Annotated in this window: 16 protein-coding genes, 1 tRNA gene and 1 pseudogene; 14 read left to right on the forward strand and 4 right to left on the reverse strand. The window is 68.5% G+C overall.

All coding sequences use genetic code 11. The features are described from left to right. Positions 1 to 315 precede the first annotated feature (315 nt). The 7 genes from R9Z33_RS08575 (at position 316) to R9Z33_RS08605 (ending at position 10,099) form a co-directional block, all read left to right on the forward strand. Positions 316 to 1,653, forward strand: coding sequence for an RtcB family protein (locus tag R9Z33_RS08575; RefSeq protein ID WP_318650876.1), 1,338 nt, complete (start codon positions 316 to 318; stop codon positions 1,651 to 1,653). Positions 1,654 to 1,767: 114 nt separating this feature from the next. After that, positions 1,768 to 2,913, forward strand: coding sequence for a tail fiber domain-containing protein (locus R9Z33_RS08580; RefSeq protein WP_318650877.1), 1,146 nt, complete (start codon positions 1,768 to 1,770; stop codon positions 2,911 to 2,913). Between the two features lie 897 nt (positions 2,914 to 3,810). Then, positions 3,811 to 4,224 carry an HVO_A0114 family putative DNA-binding protein gene (locus tag R9Z33_RS08585; RefSeq protein ID WP_318650878.1) on the forward strand — a complete coding sequence of 138 codons (414 nt, stop codon included), beginning with the start codon at positions 3,811 to 3,813 and terminating at the stop codon, positions 4,222 to 4,224. Further along, complete coding sequence (locus tag R9Z33_RS08590; RefSeq protein WP_318650879.1) at positions 4,221 to 5,966, forward strand: restriction endonuclease subunit S; 1,746 nt, start codon at positions 4,221 to 4,223, stop codon at positions 5,964 to 5,966. Before R9Z33_RS08585 ends, R9Z33_RS08590 begins: the two co-directional genes overlap by 4 nt. After that, complete coding sequence (locus R9Z33_RS08595; protein WP_318650880.1) at positions 5,956 to 7,629, forward strand: AAA family ATPase; 1,674 nt, start codon at positions 5,956 to 5,958, stop codon at positions 7,627 to 7,629. The genes R9Z33_RS08590 and R9Z33_RS08595 overlap by 11 nt, the downstream gene beginning before the upstream one ends. After that, positions 7,626 to 8,513 (forward strand): HNH endonuclease family protein, encoded by an 888-nt coding sequence (locus tag R9Z33_RS08600; RefSeq protein ID WP_318650881.1) that lies wholly within the window; start codon positions 7,626 to 7,628, stop codon positions 8,511 to 8,513. Before R9Z33_RS08595 ends, R9Z33_RS08600 begins: the two co-directional genes overlap by 4 nt. Beyond that, positions 8,510 to 10,099, forward strand: a complete 1,590-nt coding sequence (locus R9Z33_RS08605; protein ID WP_318650882.1) for a class I SAM-dependent DNA methyltransferase — start codon at positions 8,510 to 8,512, stop codon at positions 10,097 to 10,099. Before R9Z33_RS08600 ends, R9Z33_RS08605 begins: the two co-directional genes overlap by 4 nt. A gap of 131 nt (positions 10,100 to 10,230) precedes the next feature. On the opposite strand, the gene R9Z33_RS08610 is transcribed toward R9Z33_RS08605, so the two are convergent. Both R9Z33_RS08610 and R9Z33_RS08615 read right to left on the reverse strand, forming a co-directional pair. Further along, a complete protein-coding gene (locus R9Z33_RS08610) occupies positions 10,231 to 10,401 on the reverse strand; it encodes a hypothetical protein (protein ID WP_318651704.1) in 171 nt (56 codons plus the stop codon). A 49-nt stretch (positions 10,402 to 10,450) separates the two neighbouring features. Beyond that, a pseudogene (locus tag R9Z33_RS08615) lies at positions 10,451 to 10,918 on the reverse strand (IS66 family transposase); the annotation flags it as partial. A 268-nt stretch (positions 10,919 to 11,186) separates the two neighbouring features. Between R9Z33_RS08615 and R9Z33_RS08620 the strand changes: the two are divergent. Both R9Z33_RS08620 and R9Z33_RS08625 read left to right on the forward strand, forming a co-directional pair. Beyond that, positions 11,187 to 11,720, forward strand: a complete 534-nt coding sequence (locus R9Z33_RS08620; RefSeq protein WP_318650883.1) for a hypothetical protein — start codon at positions 11,187 to 11,189, stop codon at positions 11,718 to 11,720. 19 nt (positions 11,721 to 11,739) lie between these two features. Further along, entirely contained in the window at positions 11,740 to 12,186 is a 447-nt protein-coding gene (locus tag R9Z33_RS08625) for an ImmA/IrrE family metallo-endopeptidase (RefSeq protein ID WP_318650884.1), read from the forward strand. 174 nt (positions 12,187 to 12,360) lie between these two features. On the opposite strand, the gene R9Z33_RS08630 is transcribed toward R9Z33_RS08625, so the two are convergent. Next, positions 12,361 to 12,451 (reverse strand) — tRNA-Ser (locus tag R9Z33_RS08630). Between the two features lie 45 nt (positions 12,452 to 12,496). Then, entirely contained in the window at positions 12,497 to 12,697 is a 201-nt protein-coding gene (locus tag R9Z33_RS08635) for a DUF1674 domain-containing protein (protein ID WP_318650885.1), read from the reverse strand. Positions 12,698 to 12,733: 36 nt separating this feature from the next. Between R9Z33_RS08635 and htpX the strand changes: the two genes are divergently transcribed. The 5 genes from htpX (at position 12,734) to R9Z33_RS08660 (ending at position 17,805) form a co-directional block, all read left to right on the forward strand. After that, the gene (htpX, locus tag R9Z33_RS08640; protein ID WP_318650886.1) at positions 12,734 to 13,648 is read left to right on the forward strand and encodes a zinc metalloprotease HtpX; all 915 of its coding nucleotides are present in this window, start codon (positions 12,734 to 12,736) and stop codon (positions 13,646 to 13,648) included. A 122-nt stretch (positions 13,649 to 13,770) separates the two neighbouring features. After that, a complete protein-coding gene (locus R9Z33_RS08645; RefSeq protein WP_318650887.1) occupies positions 13,771 to 14,859 on the forward strand; it encodes a TRAP transporter substrate-binding protein in 1,089 nt (362 codons plus the stop codon). 2 nt (positions 14,860 to 14,861) lie between these two features. Further along, complete coding sequence (locus R9Z33_RS08650; RefSeq protein ID WP_318650888.1) at positions 14,862 to 15,455, forward strand: TRAP transporter small permease subunit; 594 nt, start codon at positions 14,862 to 14,864, stop codon at positions 15,453 to 15,455. Further along, complete coding sequence (locus tag R9Z33_RS08655) at positions 15,452 to 16,816, forward strand: TRAP transporter large permease (RefSeq protein WP_318650889.1); 1,365 nt, start codon at positions 15,452 to 15,454, stop codon at positions 16,814 to 16,816. The genes R9Z33_RS08650 and R9Z33_RS08655 overlap by 4 nt, the downstream gene beginning before the upstream one ends. Before the next feature lie 17 nt (positions 16,817 to 16,833). Continuing rightward, positions 16,834 to 17,805, forward strand: a complete 972-nt coding sequence (locus R9Z33_RS08660; protein ID WP_318650890.1) for a tripartite tricarboxylate transporter substrate binding protein — start codon at positions 16,834 to 16,836, stop codon at positions 17,803 to 17,805.

A 17,805-nucleotide genomic window follows, 5' to 3' on the forward strand; every position in this document is an offset into this window, starting at 1 on the left:
GCCGGGATTTGCCGGCTATGCCAGTGCGCAGTGAAATCATGGCGTTCCAGCGCCAGGGCTGCTACGACCCTGCACACACCACGGCAGGCAAGGGAGGCTGGCATGCACATCATCGCAGACGCGCGCGGCACCCTACGGCGAACTACGCGGGCGCTCGCCTGGAATCGCGTCCGAGGATCGTGGCTCCAGGAACGCTGAGCGCAGCTTCCTAGTCCGCCGGTCGGACCCGCCCCCCATCCGGTGGGATCGCCGTCCACCTTTCCCAAGACCTGCCTGCATCCCTCACACCGCAAGGCTGAGGCGAGGATCAATCCCATGGACCTTCAGGAATCCGTCGCGGCCGCGCTGGCTGGCGACCGTGCCGTGCTCATCAACCTGGCGCTGCGCCGGCTCGACTGGTCCCGCGCGGAGGTGGCCCTGCTCGGCCGCGGCGAGGCAGATGCCATCGCCCGCGCGCTGGAGGCAGCCCGCAAGCTGGTGGCGCCGCGCCGCACCGCACCGATCGAGCCTGTGGTGATCGGCCAGCACACGCCGACGACATTGGCGCAGCTGGCGCGCTGCCTGGATCATGACGATGCGGTGGGCGGTGCCATCTGCGCGGATGGACATCTCGGCTATTCGCAGCCGGTCGGCGGCGTTGTCGCCTATCGCGAGCACATCAGCGTCTCTGGCGTGGGCTTCGACATTGCCTGCGGCAACCTGGCCGTGCGGACCGACATGCCTTTCGCCGCCGTCGAGGGGCGGGTGGACGCGGTGCTCGATGAGATTTGCGCCCGCATTTCCTTCGGTGTGGGGCGGGTGAATGACGCGCCTGTGGAGCACGCTATCTTCGATGACACGGACGCCTGGCGCGCGGCGGATGCGATAGGGCTGCTCTCGACGGCGCGGAAGCAGCTCGGCACCGTGGGGGCAGGGAACCACTACGTGGACCTGTTCCACGAGGTGCAGCCTGGCGTCACGCCTTTGGCCAGCCCGGTATGGATCGGCATCCACTTCGGCTCGCGCGGCCTCGGGCACAAGCTCGCCACGGCCTATCTGAAGCGCGGCGGGGGGCGTGAGGGCATCGACGTGCCTCCGACCCTTCTGCACCAGGACAGTGACCTCGGGAGGGGCTACCTGGCCGCGATGGAGCTTGCGGGGCGCTATGCCTATGCCGGCCGGGATTGGGTGGCAGCGACCGTGCTGGACATCCTTGGCGCCCATGAGACGGACCGCGTGCACAACCATCACAACTTCGCCTGGCGCGAAGAGGTGGGCGGGGCGCCGGCCTGGGTGGTGCGGAAGGGCTGCACGCCCGCCTTCCCAGGCCAGCGGGGCTTCGTGGGCGGCTCCATGGGCGATGACGCGGTGATCCTGGAGGGCGTAGCCGGTGCGGAGGCGACGGCGTTGCTCTCTTCCACCGTGCACGGCGCGGGGCGCATCTGCGGGCGGAAGGAAGCGAAGCGGCGGTTTGATCGGGCCGAGATGGATGCCTGGCTCTCGGGGCGCGGCGTGGCGCTGCGGGGCGGTGATCTGGACGAGAGCCCGATGGCCTATCGGCGCCTGCCGGAGGTGCTGGCACAGCACGCGGGCAGCATTCGCATCCTTCACACGCTGCGGCCCTTCGCGGTGGCGATGGCTGGGGCGGATGTGGTGGACCCGTTCAGGGATTGATGGCGCCGGCGCGCATAATCTGCGGGCCTCCCGCTGCCCATTGTGATAGGAGCTTGAGCACGCTCGCTGCGTAGTAGGCGCGGTCCCACTCCTGACATTCGGAGGGCTCGCCTCATGGGTAAGAAGACGACCGTTCAGGCCCCCGCGCCTGACCCCAACATCGGGCTTTCCGCCGCCGCCGCTGCCGACCTGGGCCGCGACTGGTTCAACGAGAGCCGCAACCAGTTCGGCGTGGCGAATGTTCGCCAGGACCGCGCTGACGCACTCACGAACGAGGTGGTGCAAGACCAGCTTGCCGCCAGCCGAACCGCGCAGCAGTGGGCGGCCGAAGACCGAGCGCGCTACCGGAGCGTGTTCCAGCCGGCGCAGGATCGGTTCATCGAGAAGGCCAATGGCTGGGATAGCCCCGAGCGGCAGGCGGAGGCGGCGCGCGAGGCCCGGGCCGATGTGATGAGCGCGGCCGAGGCGCAGCGTGGCACGACGCAGCGCCAGGCCGCGGCCATGGGCATCAGCCCCACCAGCGGGCGCTATGCCGGTGTCGAGCGGGCAGGAGAGGCGGCCACGGCCATCGCGGCGGCGGGCGCCGAGAACACCGCCCGCAGCCGCGTGCGGCGCGAGGCGGTGGCGCTCCAGGCCGACGCGGTGAACATGGGCAATGGCCTGGCGGTGAATCCCGGCCAGTCCCTTGGCCTGGGCGTCCAGGCGGGCAGCGCGGCCGTGGGCAACACCACCACCAACAACGCGGCGGCGCGGGGCAATCTCGGCATCCTGGAAAGCGGCTATCGGACGGCGATGGGGGGCCTTCAGTCCCAGGCCGGCATACTGGGCCAGCAGTATGGCCAGACGATTTCGGCCTGGAACGCCGGGCAGCAGCGGGCGGGGCAGGAGACGGCGGGTCTGTATGGCGCCATCGGCTCCGCCGTTGGCATTGGCGCGGGGATGTTCATGCGCTCCAGCAAGGACGCCAAGAAGGACAAGCGCCCGGCGCGCGGCGCCCTCGAAGCGGTGATGAACATGCCGGTCGAGGAGTGGACCTATAAGGAGGGTGTGGGCGACGGCGAGCGCCACATCGGCCCCTACGCGGAGGACTTCAAGCGCGAGACGGGCATGGGCGACGGGAAGACGATCAACGTCATCGACGCCATCGGCATCAACATGCGCGCGACCCAGGAGCTTGCGGAGGAGGTGCGCGAGATGCGCGGCGCGCTAAGCAGCAAGCCCAAGCCGAAGGGCCGGGGCGTCATGCGCGAAGCGGCGTAGGAGGGCGCGGCATGTCACTCGGGATGGGGCGTAAGTCGCCCCCAACGGCTTTAGACGAGCGGCCCTCGACTACGGCGGATAAGGCCGGGGTGGTGGGATAGACGCTCGGCGCCTAACGTCTTGATTGTCGCGTTCCGCACCGCTTAAGGTAAGCGTCCGCTGACGGCTGCCTTGCGGCTTGGGGCACGGCTTGGGTGAACTGCGCGGCTGGTGGGTGGCCGGAGCGTTCATTGCCGTCCGTAAGCGTAGGGGTACGCGCCCATCTCGGTCGCCAAGGAGTGGGGACGCATCACCCGAAAGCAGACTCTCGGTCAGCTTCGTCTGTCGGCGGCGGAGCCTCAAGCAGGGTCGTGTCGGTGGGCTTCCGTTAGCGCGGGGTGGATTTCCCAAGGCCTTAAGGTGATGGGGACCGGCGCCTCGCTGGGAGGCGGGGCGTCGTCAACGTGCAGTGGGAGTCGATCATACACTTGCCCGGCTTGATGGACCGCCGTTGACCTTGTTATCAGCCATACATAACCTACGGGAGGTTATGCACCGACTGGGACCAAAGCTCCGACACATTGCTCGATCTGGACGGCCAGACGCTGCTTTTGGACGCCGCCGGCCGACATTGGGTCAAGTTTGTGGTCAGACGCGTGGCGGCGACGCCCGAGAGGCCGCACGGCCTCGACTACTCGCTCACGCTGCACTTCCCCCCGGCGGCGTGCGGCTGGTGGGCTCCGACAACGCCCACCCGGTGGCGGGAGGCTCGGGGCGCGGACGCCGGCGGTCGGCGACGCGGGACCACCGGCACCGACTGCGAACGGTACGGGCGTGCGAGTACGTCGACGCTGGGACCCTAGTCGGCGACTTCTGGGTGGAGGTGGACACGGTACAGCGGGAACGGGGAGTAGTGCCATGAGCGGAACCGATGCGGGCGGCGTGCTACGGGTGGCCATCGCTCCCTACGAAGAGATGAAGGCGCGGACGATGGCTATCGCGCGCGGGGAGCGTCGCGTCGGCGCCGACGAGCCGCGCGTCTGGTTTGCATCGCTAGAGAGCTTCACGCGCGTGCTGTCGGAGCGGAACCGCGAGCTGCTTTCGCTGATCGCGGACCGGGAGCCGGCTTCGCTGGCCGAGCTGGCCGCGCTCTCGGGGCGCGCGAAGCCCAACCTTTCGCGCACGCTGCGCACGATGGAGCGGCACGGGCTGGTGGAGCTGCGTCCCGGTGAGGGCCGTACGCTGCGGCCCCGGGTGTGCTACCGCGACATCCGGCTCGACCTGCCGGTGGTCGGAGGGCCGCCCGGCAAGGCCGGGCGGCGGGCGGCGTGACCAATCCAGAGGACAACGGCGACGGGCCGAGGGGCTGGGTCACCGTGCCGGTTGGCAGTGTCGGCGGCGTGCGCGTCGGCAAGCAGCGATCGCCCGGCGCGCAGACCGGCCGGCATCCCACGCCGTACATCCGGGCGGCCAACATCACGCCAGCTGGCCTCGACCTGTCTGATCTCTTCACCATGGACTTCTCGCCAGCCGAGCGGAGGACGTTTAGTTTACGGCAGGGTGACGTGGTGCTCACCGAGGCGTCGGGAAGCGCGGCGCAGGTCGGGCGGGCCGCGCTCTGGCCCGCCCAAGCGCCTGAGTGCTGCTTTCAGAATACGGTGGTCCGCTTCCGCTCCCATGCCGCATCACCGCGCTACGCCCTTGTCGTATTCCGGCACTTCGCGGCGTCGGGCACGTTCGCCCGGACCGCGCGCGGGGTCGGCATCCAGCACCTCGGTGTGACGCGCTTCGCCGCGCTGCCCTTCCCGCTTCCGCCCTTGGCGGAGCAGGACCGTATCGCCGCCGAGGTCGAGGTCCGCATGTCCGGGATCGAGGAGGCGCGGGCGTCGTTGACGTCCGCCCTCGCGCGGGTTCGCGAGCAAGAGCGGGAGATCGTCGCAGCGGCCGCCCGGGGTCGGCTCCTGACCAAGAACGAAGACGGAGGCGCTACTCCGTCCGGCGCCGCCCGCCCACCCGCACCCAATGCGAAGGACGGCGGACAGCGATTGCTGTTTGAGGGCGCACATGGCGAAGAGGCTTGGTCGGATCCTCTCCCGGCAGGATGGCGCTGGGTGCGCATCGACGAGGCGGGCGAGTTGAAGCTCGGGCGCCAGCGCTCGTCCGCGCGCAGGGGCGGGGGCAGCCCCACGGCTTACCTCCGCGTCGCGAACGTTCAGGAGGACGCCATTGCCACCGACGACCTTGCGACCATGGACTTCACGCCGGCCGAGCAGGAAGCCTATGCGGTCCACCCAGGCGACATCCTGCTCAACGTCGGCCAGAGCCCGGAGCTCGTCGGCCGGCCAGCGCTCGTACGCGAGGACCTGGGCCGCCTCGCGTTCCAGAACCACCTGGCGCGCTTTCGACCCAGACCGGGGATAGACGGCGAATACGCCCTGCTCGTGTTCCGGCACTACCTGCATTCCGGGCTGTTCCGCTCGGTCGCGACGTGGTCCACCAACCTGGCGACGCTTGGGCTGGGTCGCTTGGCCGCTTTGCCCTTCCCACTGCCACCGCCCGAAACCCAGTCACGCATAGCCGCGGAGGCGGCCCGGCGACTGGAGGCGTCCCGCTCGCAAGCGCAAGCGATCCGCGCGGCGCTCGAAAAACTGCCTACCCTCGAAGCCGAACTGCTGACGGCGGCGGTGAGGGGCACACTCGTGCCGCAAGACCCCTCTGACGAGCCTGCCTCAGTGCTTCTTGAGCGCCTCGGCCCAGTACCGGTCGACGCCGATCGGGCTGCAAAGGGCGGCACGGAAGACCCGCCCAGCGCCGAGGACCCGACGGTGGACACCGCTGCAAAGTATGACGACGACCCCGTGGCCGCTGGCGGCCGTCTTGCCGCTTCGCTCCGGGCCGCAGGACGACCGCTTCCGCTTCCTGATCTCCTCGCCCGGGCCGGATACGACGGCGCCGCGGTTGATGACGTCGAGCGTTTCTACCTTGCCTTGCGGGAGGAGCTGGAATGCACCGTTCGCGTGGTCGGCGACGCGGTCGAGAACGCGGTGCTGGAGGCCGTACCCAATGCGGCTTGATGAGCTGACGGTTGGCAGCTTCAAGAACCTGAAGGACTTCCGCGTCGATTTCGACGAGGGCTCGCCGTACACCGTCCTCGTTGGCGAGAATGGGGCCGGCAAGTCCAACCTCATCGAGGCCCTCACGCTGATCTTTCGCAACCTCGACCTCGACGAGGAGGCGGCCTTTGCGTACCGGCTCAAGTACCGTTGCCGCGGGCACGACGTTGAGGTGGTCGCGGAGGCCGCGGGGCAATTTCCGCGCTTCCGCGTCAGACCCAAAGGGAGCGGGGAGCCTTTTGCCGACCTGCCGCGGAAGCGGTTCATGGAGTCCGACGACGACGGGCGGCCACGCTACCGGCCGGCGTTCGTGTTCGGCTACTACTCCGGGCCGAGCGATAGGCTGGCCGGCCTCTACAGAACGCATGAGGAGCGCTATTACCGCTGGATCATCAAGTCGGCCGAACAAAGAGGCGGAAGGGACGTTACCGACCCCAACGCGCTGCGCCGCCTCTTCTACGCGCAGACAATGCACGGCCAGTTCGCTCTGCTCGCGTTCTTCATGGCGCCGGGCGACGACGCAGAGCAGGACCGGGCGTTCCTGAGGGAGCACCTCCAGATAGACGGTCTGGACAGCGTGCTATTTGCGCTGAGAAGGCCCCCTTGGGGCAACACCCGCAAGAGGGGCGGTGATCCACGCTTCTGGCACGCCGAAGGCGAGATTCGGGCGTTCCTTGAGCGGCTCTACAGCGTGGCGCTGCTGCCGGCACGTATGGCGCGTCGAATTCCGGCGGACCTCGGCAGGGACGGACCCGTCGAAGGCCTCTACCTCTTTCTGCCAAAGGCCGAAGACCTCCACCAAGTGTATGCGTCCTACGGCGACCAGTATGCCTTCTTCACAGCGTTGGAGAGTGCGCATCTGTCGCAAGTGGTCGGCGACAACGATGTCCGCACGCGTGTGCGCTTGACGGCGAAAGGCGGCAGTGGCGCGGTCACCTACCGCGAGTTGAGTGAGGGCGAGCAGCAGCTCCTCCTCGTCCTTGGGCTGTTGAAATTCACAGCGCGCGACGACGCGCTGTTCCTTCTCGACGAACCGGACACTCACCTCAATCCCGTGTGGAGCACGCAATACCTGGATTTTCTGGACCGCTTCATTCGCACGCGGGAGCGGGGCGAGAGCTGCCACATCGTCATGTCATCCCACGACCCTCTTGTCCTCGCGGGTCTGAAGCAAACAGAGGTGCGGATTCTCCGGCGCGATGCAACCGGACGGCCGATGGCTGAACCGCCGGTCAACGACCCGCGGGGGATGGGCATTCAGGCCATCTTGGCGAGCGATCTTTTCCGCTTGCCGGCGGCTGGACTGGATACGGAAACCCAGCGCGAACTGGACACGCAAAGAGAGTTGGCCACGGATCCGAACCTCACGGCCGAGCAGCAGCAGGCTTTGCGCGACGTGACAGACCGTCTCAACCGCAAGGGGTTTTGGCGAAGCGATCGCGATCCGCTCTACCAAATCTTCCTGCAAAAGTTTGTCCCCCGGTGGATGGAGCGAGCGAGGCCCGAATGGCGCGAGGCGGTTCAGCTCACGCCTGAGCAGATGCATGAGCGAGATGCCCTCGCCGACGAGATTGCGGCCGAGATCGCAGAGGAGGTGGCGGCCGAGAGGGCGGCCCGCGCATGAGATACATCGATCTTGATCTACTGGTGGGCCGCACGGACGCGCAGCCGCTCATCGAAGCCGCCGAAGCCGCCCGCCACGCGATCTGTGCCGCAAGCGACGCCTCGGCGCGCAAGGCCCTCATCAATGCCAATCGCGAGCGATGGGTCGCGTTCCGACCGGTTTTTCAAGCGGTGTTTGGCGAGAAGTGCTGGTATACCGAGTCTCGCAATCCCGGCACCGATGACGATGTGGACCACTACCGACCGAAGGGTCGGATCGCCGAAAGGCCAGGGCACGGCGGCTACTGGTGGGAAGCGCTGCATTGGCGAAACTTCCGCCTGAGCTGCCATCGCGCCAATCGCTTGCGCGAGAACCCGGAAACCGGTGAGACGCACGGCAAGGGTGACCGCTTTCCACTCATTGAGGAGCAGGACCGCTGGCGACGGCCTAGCGACGCGTGCCAAGAACGCCCGGCGCTCCTGGACCCGACCGACCCGTCCGATCCACCGCTACTCACCTTCGAGATCGACGGGCGTGTGGCAGTCGCGCCGGCCCACGCGAGCGACGCGACGGCTGCGAAGCGGGTCGAAATCTCGCGGATCTACCTCCACCTCGACTGGCCAGCGTTCGTTACCGATCGGCGCGACCTGTACGCCACTGTGCTGCTGAAGGTGGGAGATGGTGACAAGGCCGATGCGGCGTTTCGGCGAGGCGAGGCAGGAGCTCGGGATACGCTGAAGGCAGTCGCGCGCGATCTCATCCGGATGGTCCATGACCGCGCCACCTACTCCCGGGCGGCGGTCGCCTATATCCACCGCTTTGGTGACCGCGATTGGGTCAGGCGCTACGTCCTGCCGCACATCCCGGCGGCTGCTCTGCCAGGCGTCCCGGTGGCCGCTCAATGAGTGGACATGACGCTGCCGCCTCTCTGGTTCGAAAGCTGTGGCAGTATTGCAATGTGCTGCGCGACGACGGCCTCTCCTACCCTGACTACGTCGAGCAGCTCACCTACCTCCTGTTCCTCAAGATGTCGGATGAGCAGGGCTCGGAGGCGGTGCCGGCTGATTGCTCCTGGTCGTCGCTCGTCGGTCTCGACGCACCGGCAATGCACCGTCACTACTCGGTGGCTTTATCCGCCCTCGGGAGCCGCGGCGGCATGCTCGGGCTCGTGTTTCGCAACGCCAGAAACAAGATTCGCGATCCAGCCAAATTACGCCTCCTCGTTCTGGACTTGATCGGCACAACGGAGTGGATGGGTCTATCCGCCGACCTTAAAGGCGATGCGTACGAGGGCCTACTAGAGAAGAACGCGCGGGACACAAAGAGTGGCGCCGGACAGTACTTCACCCCACGTCCCCTCACAGAAGCCGTCGTCGAGTGCATCGACCCGCGCCCCGGCGAGGTGGTCTGCGATCCGGCATGCGGGACCGCCGGCTTCCTGCTGGCGGCGCAACGGCACATCCAAGCCAGGAACCCCGGGCTGACGCGCGCCCAGAGGCGGCACTTGGCAACGCGGGCGTTGCGCGGCACTGAGCTGGTCGAGGAGGTCGCGCGCCTGGCCGCTATGAACCTGTTGCTGCACGGCATCTCGGGGGGCGCGGACGACGAGTTGCCCATCGTGTGCGAGGACAGTCTGCACCGGCGACCGCAGACTAAGGCGGACGTCGTGCTGAGCAACCCACCGTTCGGAGTAAAGGGCAGCGTGACGTACGCGAAGGATGGGCGAAGTACCGGCCGCGCGCTGGACGAGTTGACGATTGTGAGGCCCGATTTCTGGGTTCGTACCGCGAACAAGCAGCTGAACTTCCTCCAGCACATCTCCAGCCTGCTGAAGCCGGGGGGACGGGCTGCAGTGGTCGTGCCGGACAACGTGCTGTTCGAGGCCGGCGCCGCCGCCGCGGTGCGGCGTCGTCTGGTGGAGGAGCATGACGTCCACACGCTGCTCCGGCTGCCTACCGGCCTGTTCTACGCGCAGGGCGTGAAGGCGAATGTTCTATTTTTCGACAAACCAAAAGCTCGGTCAGGACCGTCCAAGCCTGACCTTTGGGTGTACGACCTCCGGTCGGCGAACCGCTTTACCTTGAAGACGAAGCCGTTGCAGCGCAGCGATCTCGCGGAATTCGTGCGCTTGTATAGGCCCGGTGACACCCAAGGGCGGGCCTCGGCTGACGCCGCGGGGAGCGACATCGGACGATGGCAACGGTTCAGCAGGGAGGCAATCCTCGCCCACGTCGATTGCCGTCTCGATCTGATGCCCGAAGTGGGCACAGACACCGGCGATCGGTCAGGCACGGACCGGATCGACGAGATCTCGCGCTTGATCGCAGAGGACCTCGCGCATGCTCTCCGTCACTTGGCCCTTGTGTCGCACAGCACGGTGGCCGTCAAGCGCGGCAAGCCGGATCACCAAGGGCCAGATGCGGACGCGCAGGCAGGGACGAAGGCGCAGGCCTCGTCAGCTCGTGGACGCAGCCCCAGAGGGAAGGATTAGTTCGCGCGCGAGGCGAGCACCCGCCGCACTTGCGCCGGCGCCCAGCGGTGCCCTCCGCGCGGCGCGGGAATGCTACGCGCCATAAGGGCCTTGGCGACCTCGGCGAGCGTCGCGGCGCCGGCGCGCTTCGCCTACTCCACGTAGGGCAGCACCGCGGCGGTGCGGCGCATGGCGTTCTCCACCTGCGCCTTGTTGGCGCGCGCGGCGAGCACAGGGTCACGCGCGAAGAGGTGCGGGTTGCCGAGCCCAGCGCCACGCGCCTTCGCCACGGGGAGTGCCGCCTTCGTGTGCGCGCTGATCATCCACCTCCTCCTCGGCGACTGTGGCGAGGATGATGCCGCCGCCTGCCGCGGCGAGCGTCTTGTAGGCGCCGTAGCCATCGCATTGCAGGAGGCCGCGATAGCCGCGCAGCAACTCCTTCGCGTGCTCGGCGCCACGGCCCGGCGCGGAATGGAACACCACCGCCGGCGGATCCGTGCCGCCCTAGGGACGGTCGTCGCGCGCGATCGCCCAGGCATAGCCCTTCTTCGTTCGGCCGCGGCCGGGGTCCAGTACCGGCATCGTGGTCTCGTCGGCGAACAGCCGCGCGGAGCCCAGCAGGATCTCCCGCATGCGGCGCACGACCGGCATGACTTCGTTCGCCGCCGTGCCGGTCCAGTCGGCCAACACCCCGCGGCCGATCTCGATCCCCTGGCGCGCCAGGATCTACGCCTGGCGATAGAGCGGCAGGTGGTCGGCGTAGCGCGAGACCAGCACATGCGCGACCGTCGCCTCGGTCGACACACCGCCCTCGATCAGGCGGGCTGGCGCTGACGCCTGCGGGCGGCGCTGCCAGCCAGGCGCCGAAACCTGACCGCCGCCGCCGTGGGATGCATCCAGGCCGAGCACGCGGCTAGCATCGCTCCCATCGCGGCGCGTCTCGCCACGGCACGCATGCAGGAGCGCACGCTCTCCGATCTCGTGAACCGGGCGTTCGGCCTCACACCCGCCGAGGAAGCGCTGATGTGGAAGGCCGCGCCGCCGCGCATGCCGATCCCAGCGCCGATGAGCCTCAGCGAGGAGGCCCCCAAACCCGAGAGGGCGCAGCATGACGCCGGCGTCCCTGCGGGCCGTCCTCGCGGCTCTCTGGCGCGTCGCGTGGCAGGGCTCGATGCTGATTGGAGCCTCGGCGGGAGCCGTTGCCGCCGTGCTCTATATCGCGGACTTCGCCTTTCCGAGCCCGGGCGAGGGAGGAACGGCCCCGGCAGACTTCAATGTGGTCATCGGGCTCATTCTGACCGCCGTCACGGTGATCCTTGGGGCGTTGGCCTTGGTGCTGGCGGTAGCGGCGGTGGTGGGTTACGCGCAGATCAAGGCGGCCGTGGAGCGCACGACGGCAGAGGAAGCCCGGGAAATGACCAAGGCGGTCACTCCGGACGGCGCCCGACCCGTGGCCGAGGCTATCGCAAGGGAGACAGCCGCGGCGGTTGCCTCTAGGGTCGCAGGTAACGTGGCCGAAGTGATCGCGGCCAGAACCTTCGCCGCAGCCTCTGAGCGGGGCGTTGAACCTTCAAGCGATGGTGACGATCTCAAGAGCGCTGCCGTGGGAGGGGAGGGGGATGCGAAGCCAAGTTCAGACTGAAGCCGCGGCGCTCCTTCCCATGGAGGTGATCCGCGATTTCGCGGATCGAGCGCCCGTGGACCTCGATGCGATGGCCCGTGCCCTCGGTGTGGAGGTGCGGCGCGACCAAAACCTGCCTGAGAACGTCTCAGGGAAGATCGAACGGCGCCGGGCTGGCGTCGTGGCGACGATCAATGCGTCCCACCTCGCCAACCGCCAGCGCTTCACCTTGGCGCACGAGTTGGCCCATCGCATCCTGCACAGCGACCTGATTGGCGACGGCATCACCGATGATGGGCTGTATCGCAGCAGCTTGTCCGACGACATTGAGCGCCAGGCGAATGCCTTCGCTGCCGAGCTGCTCATGCCGGCGCGATTGGTCCGGAAGCTCTACCGCGAGGGGATGAAAGACACGCCGAGCATCGCGGAGCGATTCGATGTCTCCTACGACGCGGCCAGGGTGCGGCTGCGCGAGCTTTTCGGGTAGGACGGGACCGATGATGGTCCGGGCTCCGGTCCAACCCATAGCCTTCCCCGTTCTCAAGCCACAGCACTGGGCGCTCCCAGGCGGAACCATCCCCCACTATTTCCAGCCAAGTGTGGGAACCATTGTGGGAACCTGGGGAACGCGGCCCCGAAACCCGCAGAAAACCTATGGTAATGGCGGATGAGGTGGGATTCGAACCCACGATAGGCTTTTGACCTATACGCACTTTCCAGGCGCGCGCCTTCGACCACTCGGCCACCCATCCAGCGCGCCCCTCCTTAAGGCGGCTCGCGCCCGTGGGCAAGCGGGGTCAGAAATCGCTCACCCGGCCCTTGCGTTCCCAGTCATTGTAGCGCGTGGGTTCGGGGCCAGCGGGACCGCCTTCCTCGACCGCGGCGGGTGCCGCCGGGCGCGGCGGGCGGTTGATCGGCGTCAGCGGCGGCGCGCTGCGCGGCTTGCCCGCGGGCACGGCCACGGGAGAAGGTGAGGGGGTCTTTTCTTCATCGCTCATGATGCCGATGTGGGATGGCACAGGGATTCGCGAAAGATGCTCAAGACCTTCATCCTCCTGGGCGCCCTCACGGCGCTCTTCATGGTGGTGGGCTACGCCCTCGGCGGCGAGGCGGGCGCCACCATGGCGCTGCTCATGGCCGGCGGCATGAACCTCTTCGCCTGGTGGGGCAGTGACCGCATGGTGCTGCGCATGCACAACGCCCAGCCCGTGACCGAGGCCGAGGCGCCGCAGCTCTACCGCATGACGGCCGATCTCGCCGCGCGCGCCGGCATGCCCATGCCCGCGCTCTACATCATCCATGAGGACCAGCCCAACGCCTTCGCCACCGGCCGCAGCCCCGAACGCGGCGCCGTCGCGGTCAACACCGGCCTGCTCGACCTGATGAACCAGCAGGAGGTGGCCGGCGTGATCGCGCATGAGCTGGCCCACATCAAGAACCGCGACACGCTGATCATGGCGGTGACGGCCACACTCGCCGGCGCCATCGGCTTCCTCGCGCAGTTCGCCTTCATGATGGGCCGCGGGCGGGAGAACCGGCCCAACCCCATCGCCATGATCCTGATGGTCATCCTCGCCCCCATGGCCGCGATGCTGGTGCAGATGGCCATCTCCCGCGCGCGGGAGTTCGAGGCGGATGCGGAAGGGGCACGCATCTGCGGTGATCCCTCCTGGCTCGCCAACGGCCTCGCCAAGCTCGAGCGCGGCAAGATCGGCCATGTGAACCAGACAGCCGAGGCCAATCCCGGCAGCGCCCACATGTTCATCATCAACCCGCTCTCCGGCCTGCGCATGGACCGCCTCTTCGCCACCCATCCGCCGACGCAGGAGCGCATCGCGCGGCTGATGGCACTGGGCGGCATGTCGCCCCCGCGCGGCGCGCCGGCGATGGCCGCCCCGCGCGGCGCCTCGCCCTGGTCGGCGCCGGCCAAGCGCAACCCTTGGGCATGAGGGGCGACGCCTGCCCGGGCCCCGGGCAAAGCCCCCGGTTCTGACAAGGACGTAATCCTTTCCGGGCTGTCGCTCCCGGTGCCGCATGGCATGCTGCCCGCTGCATTCATGCAGGAGGCGACATGTTCCGCAGGGGTTTGGCCGCGCTGCTCGGCGCCGGATTGATCAGCAGCGCTGGCTGGGCGCAGACCGCGACCCCCGCCGTCCCGGCCCCTATTCCGCCGGGGCCGCGCATCGCCATCACGGCGGTGACGCAGCCGCTGCCGACGCAGCCGCAATACATCCTCGTGGATCAGCGCCTGATCCGCGACGGCCTGCGCGAGCGCAGCGGCGGCCGCATCGAGGTGACGCTGGCGAGCCATGCGGAGCGCAACCTGGGCGGCGCCGAGATCGTGCGCCTGGTGCGCGCGGGCCAGGCCGAAATCGGCGCGGGCACGCTCTCCACCCTCTCGGGCGACGTGCCGATCCTGGACGGCGTGGACCTTTCGGGCCTGGCGCCCGACATCGCGCTGGCGCGGCGCATCGCGGATGCGATGACGCCCGTCGCCAACCGTGACCTGGAGCGCTTCGGCACGCGCATCCTGGCCATGTATCCCTTCCCGGCGCAGGTGGTGTTCTGTCGCGCGCCCTTCACCTCGCTCGCCGATCTGCGCGGGCGGCGGGTGCGGACCTTCGGCAACAGCCTGGTGGATTTCTTCAACGCGGTGGGCGCGCAGCCCACCTCCATCGGCTTCCCCGAGGTCTATTCGGCGCTGGAGCGTGGTGTGGTGGATTGCGCCATCACCGGCACCGGCTCGGGCGTCGCGGCCCGCTGGCCCGAGGTTTCCACGCATATCAGCGACCTGCCGGTCGCCTGGGCCGTCGCCGCCTATATCGTGAACGTCGCCTGGTGGAACCGCCAGGATCCGGCCGTGCGCGCCCTGCTGGAGCAGACCTTCCGCGAGGTGGCGGATGCCCAATGGGCGCTCGGTGCCGCCGCCACGCGCGACGGCATTGATTGCGCCATCGGCAACCGCGAGGGCTGCCGCATCCACACGCTCGCGACGCGCCCGATGACCGAGGTGAAGGCCACCGACGCCGACCGCACCGAGACGCGCCGCATCTTCGAGCAGGTGGTGCTGCCCGGCTGGGTGCGCCGCTGCGGCGCACGCTGCGGCGAGATCTACAACCAGACGGTCGCCCCGCTCACCGGCGTTCGGTTCGGCGGCTGAGCTTGCTGCGCGCGGCAAGCCTGCTGCGCCGCGGGGTCGCTGGCCTCGCGGCGCTGATGGCCTGGGCGGCGGGCTGGAACTACGTGGCCTGTGCCCTCTTCATCACGGGTGACATCATCGGGCGCAACGCCTTCGGCGTGTCCTCCGCCGCGACGGTCGAGGTCACGGGCTACATGCTGGCCTGCGGCATCGCCTGGGGCCTCGCGCATACGCTGGCCTGCCGCGCGCATATCCGGGTGGATGTGCTGCTGATGCGCCTGCCCATGCGGTGGCGCGCGCCGCTGCATGTCTTCTCCCTGCTGCTGCTGACGGTCTTCGCCGTCTTCGTCGCCTGGGCCGCCTGGGCGCTGGTGGATGAAAGCGCGCTCTTCGACGCGCATGACAATTCCGCGCTGCGCGTGCCGCTGGTGATCCCGCAGGGCATCTGGGCCGTGGGGCTTTCCGCCTTCGTGCTCATGTGCGCCGTCCTGCTGCTGGAATCCGCGCTGGCCCTGCTGCTGGGCGCGGGCGCGCGGCTGGATGGGCTGCTCGGCTCCCGCACCCTGGCCGATGAGACGGAGGAAGCGCTGGAAGCGGTCGCGATGGCGCGCAAATGATCGCGATCGTCTTCCTGCTGGGCCTGCTCGGCGTTCTGGTCGTGGCGGCCGCCGCCGGCGCCCAGGCGCTGCCCATCGCCGAGATCCTGATGCTGATCGGCGTTTTCATCATCTTCTTCAGCTCGGGCGTCTATATCGCCGCCGTGCTGGGCGTGCTGGCCTTCCTGACCGGCTTCATGTTCAGCGACCGGCCCTGGTGGAATTTCGCGGGGCAGACGCTCTGGGGGCCATCGTCGAACTTCGTCCTCGTCGCCGTGCCGCTCTTCCTCCTCATGGGCGAGATCCTGCTGCGGGCGGGGCTGAGCGACCGTCTCTATCGCGCGCTGAACATCTGGCTGAACCGCCTGCCGGGCGGCCTGCTGCACACCAACATCGTGAGCTGCGCGGTGTTCAGCGCCATCAGCGGATCGAGCGTGGCGACGGCGGCCACCATGGGCTCGGTGGCGCTGCCCTATTTCCAGGGCACGGCCTACAACCAGCGCTGGGTGCTGGGCTCGCTGGCGGCCGGCGGCGCGCTCGGCAACCTCATCCCGCCCGGCATCACCTTCATCATCTACGGGCTGATCACCGAGACCTCGGTCGGCCAGCTCTACATCGCCGCACTCCTGCCCTCGATCCTGGTCACCGGCCTCTTCCTGCTGCTGATCGCGGCCCATGGGCTGCGCCACCCGATGGAGAAGCCGCCGCCGCTGCCGCTTGCCATGAAGCTGGCCGCGCTGCGCGACCTCGTGCCCACCATGCTGCTCATCTTCCTGGTGCTCGGCTCGATCTATGCCGGCTGGGCGACCCCGACGGAAGCCGCGGCACTCGGCGTCACGGGCGCGATGTTCTTCGCGGCGCTGGAGCGCAAGCTCTCCTTCCGGATGCTGCACGCCTCGGCCGAGGCCACGGCGCGCAACACCGCGCTGCTCGGCCTCATCATCTTCGGCGCCTATCTGCTGAACTACATCCTGACAACCATCAACGTGCCCCAGGCGCTGGCCGGCCTGATCGCGGACCTGCCGCTGCCGCCCTGGGCCATCATGCTCTGCATCATCGGGCTCTATTTCGCGCTCGGCACCTTCATGGAGGGCTTCTCCATGATCATCACCACGGTGCCCGTCGTCTTCCCGATCGTCGTCGCCCTTGGCTATGACCCGATCTGGTTCGGCGTGATCATCACCATGCTGGTGGAGATCGCGCAGATCAGCCCGCCCGACGGAACCGTGATGTATGTGCTGCAGGGCATGCGCCGAAAACCGGGGCCGATCACCGACGTCTTCGTGGGCGTGATGCCCTTCCTGCTGGCCTATCTGGCGGCGGTCGGGCTCCTGCTGATATTCCCCGAGATCGCGCTCTGGTTGCCGCGAATCCTCTCCTGACCCTTCGGAGCCTCTTCATGTTCAGACGCATGCTTCTCCTCGCCGCCGCGCTTGTCGCGTCTCCCGTCCTGGCGTCCGCGCAGGCGCCGCAGCCGGGCTTCGAGCGGCCGATCCGCATCATCATCCCGATCGCGCCCGGCGGCGGCACGGATGTCTTCGCCCGCCTGCTGGCGGAGATCGTGGGCACCTCGCTCGGCCAGCCCATCGTGGCGGAGAACCGGCCCGGCGCCTCCTCCACCATCGGCACGCAGTTCGTGGCCGAGCAGCGGCCCGATGGCACCACGCTGCTGTTCACGGCGAATGCGCCCATCACCGCGGCCCCGCATGTGATGAATGTGCGCTACACGCTGGACCAGCTGGACCCGATGTTCATCGTGGGCCACACCGGCTTCACCCTCTGTGTCCGGCAGGACAGCCCGATCCAGAACGCGCAGCAGCTCATCGCCGCGATGCGCGCCGCGCCGGGCCGCTTCACCTACGGGACCGATGGCGTGGGCGGGAACATGCATCTCGCCGCCGAGCGCGTCTTCAAGGCGCTGGGCATCGAGGCGACGATGGTGCCCTTCCAGGGCGCGGCGCAGACGCTGACCGCCTTCTCCGGTGGCCATATCGACCTCTATGGCGGCTCCATCGCGGTCGCCATGCCGGCCATCCGTGATGGCCGTGCGCGCTGCCTGATCCTGACCCAGCGCGCCCAGCACCCGGAGGTGCCGACCGGCTCCGGCCTCGACGCGCTTGGCATCCCGAATGAGGAGACGCTGATCTGGTGGGGCATGCTGGCGCCGAAGGGCCTGCCGGCCGACCGCCGCGCCGCGCTGATGACGGCCTTCGAGGCCGCCTGGCGCACCGAGCGCTTCCAGACGCAGCTCGCCCGCTCCGGCGTGACCCCGCAGTTCCGGGACAGCGCCGCCTCGGCCCAGCTGATCAACGGGGAGAGCGAGGCGCTGGGCCGCGTCGCGCGCCAGGTCGGCATCGAGCGGCAGCGCTGA

The organism is Sediminicoccus rosea, assembly GCF_033547095.1.
Classification (GTDB): Bacteria; Pseudomonadota; Alphaproteobacteria; order Acetobacterales; family Acetobacteraceae; genus Roseococcus; species Roseococcus rosea.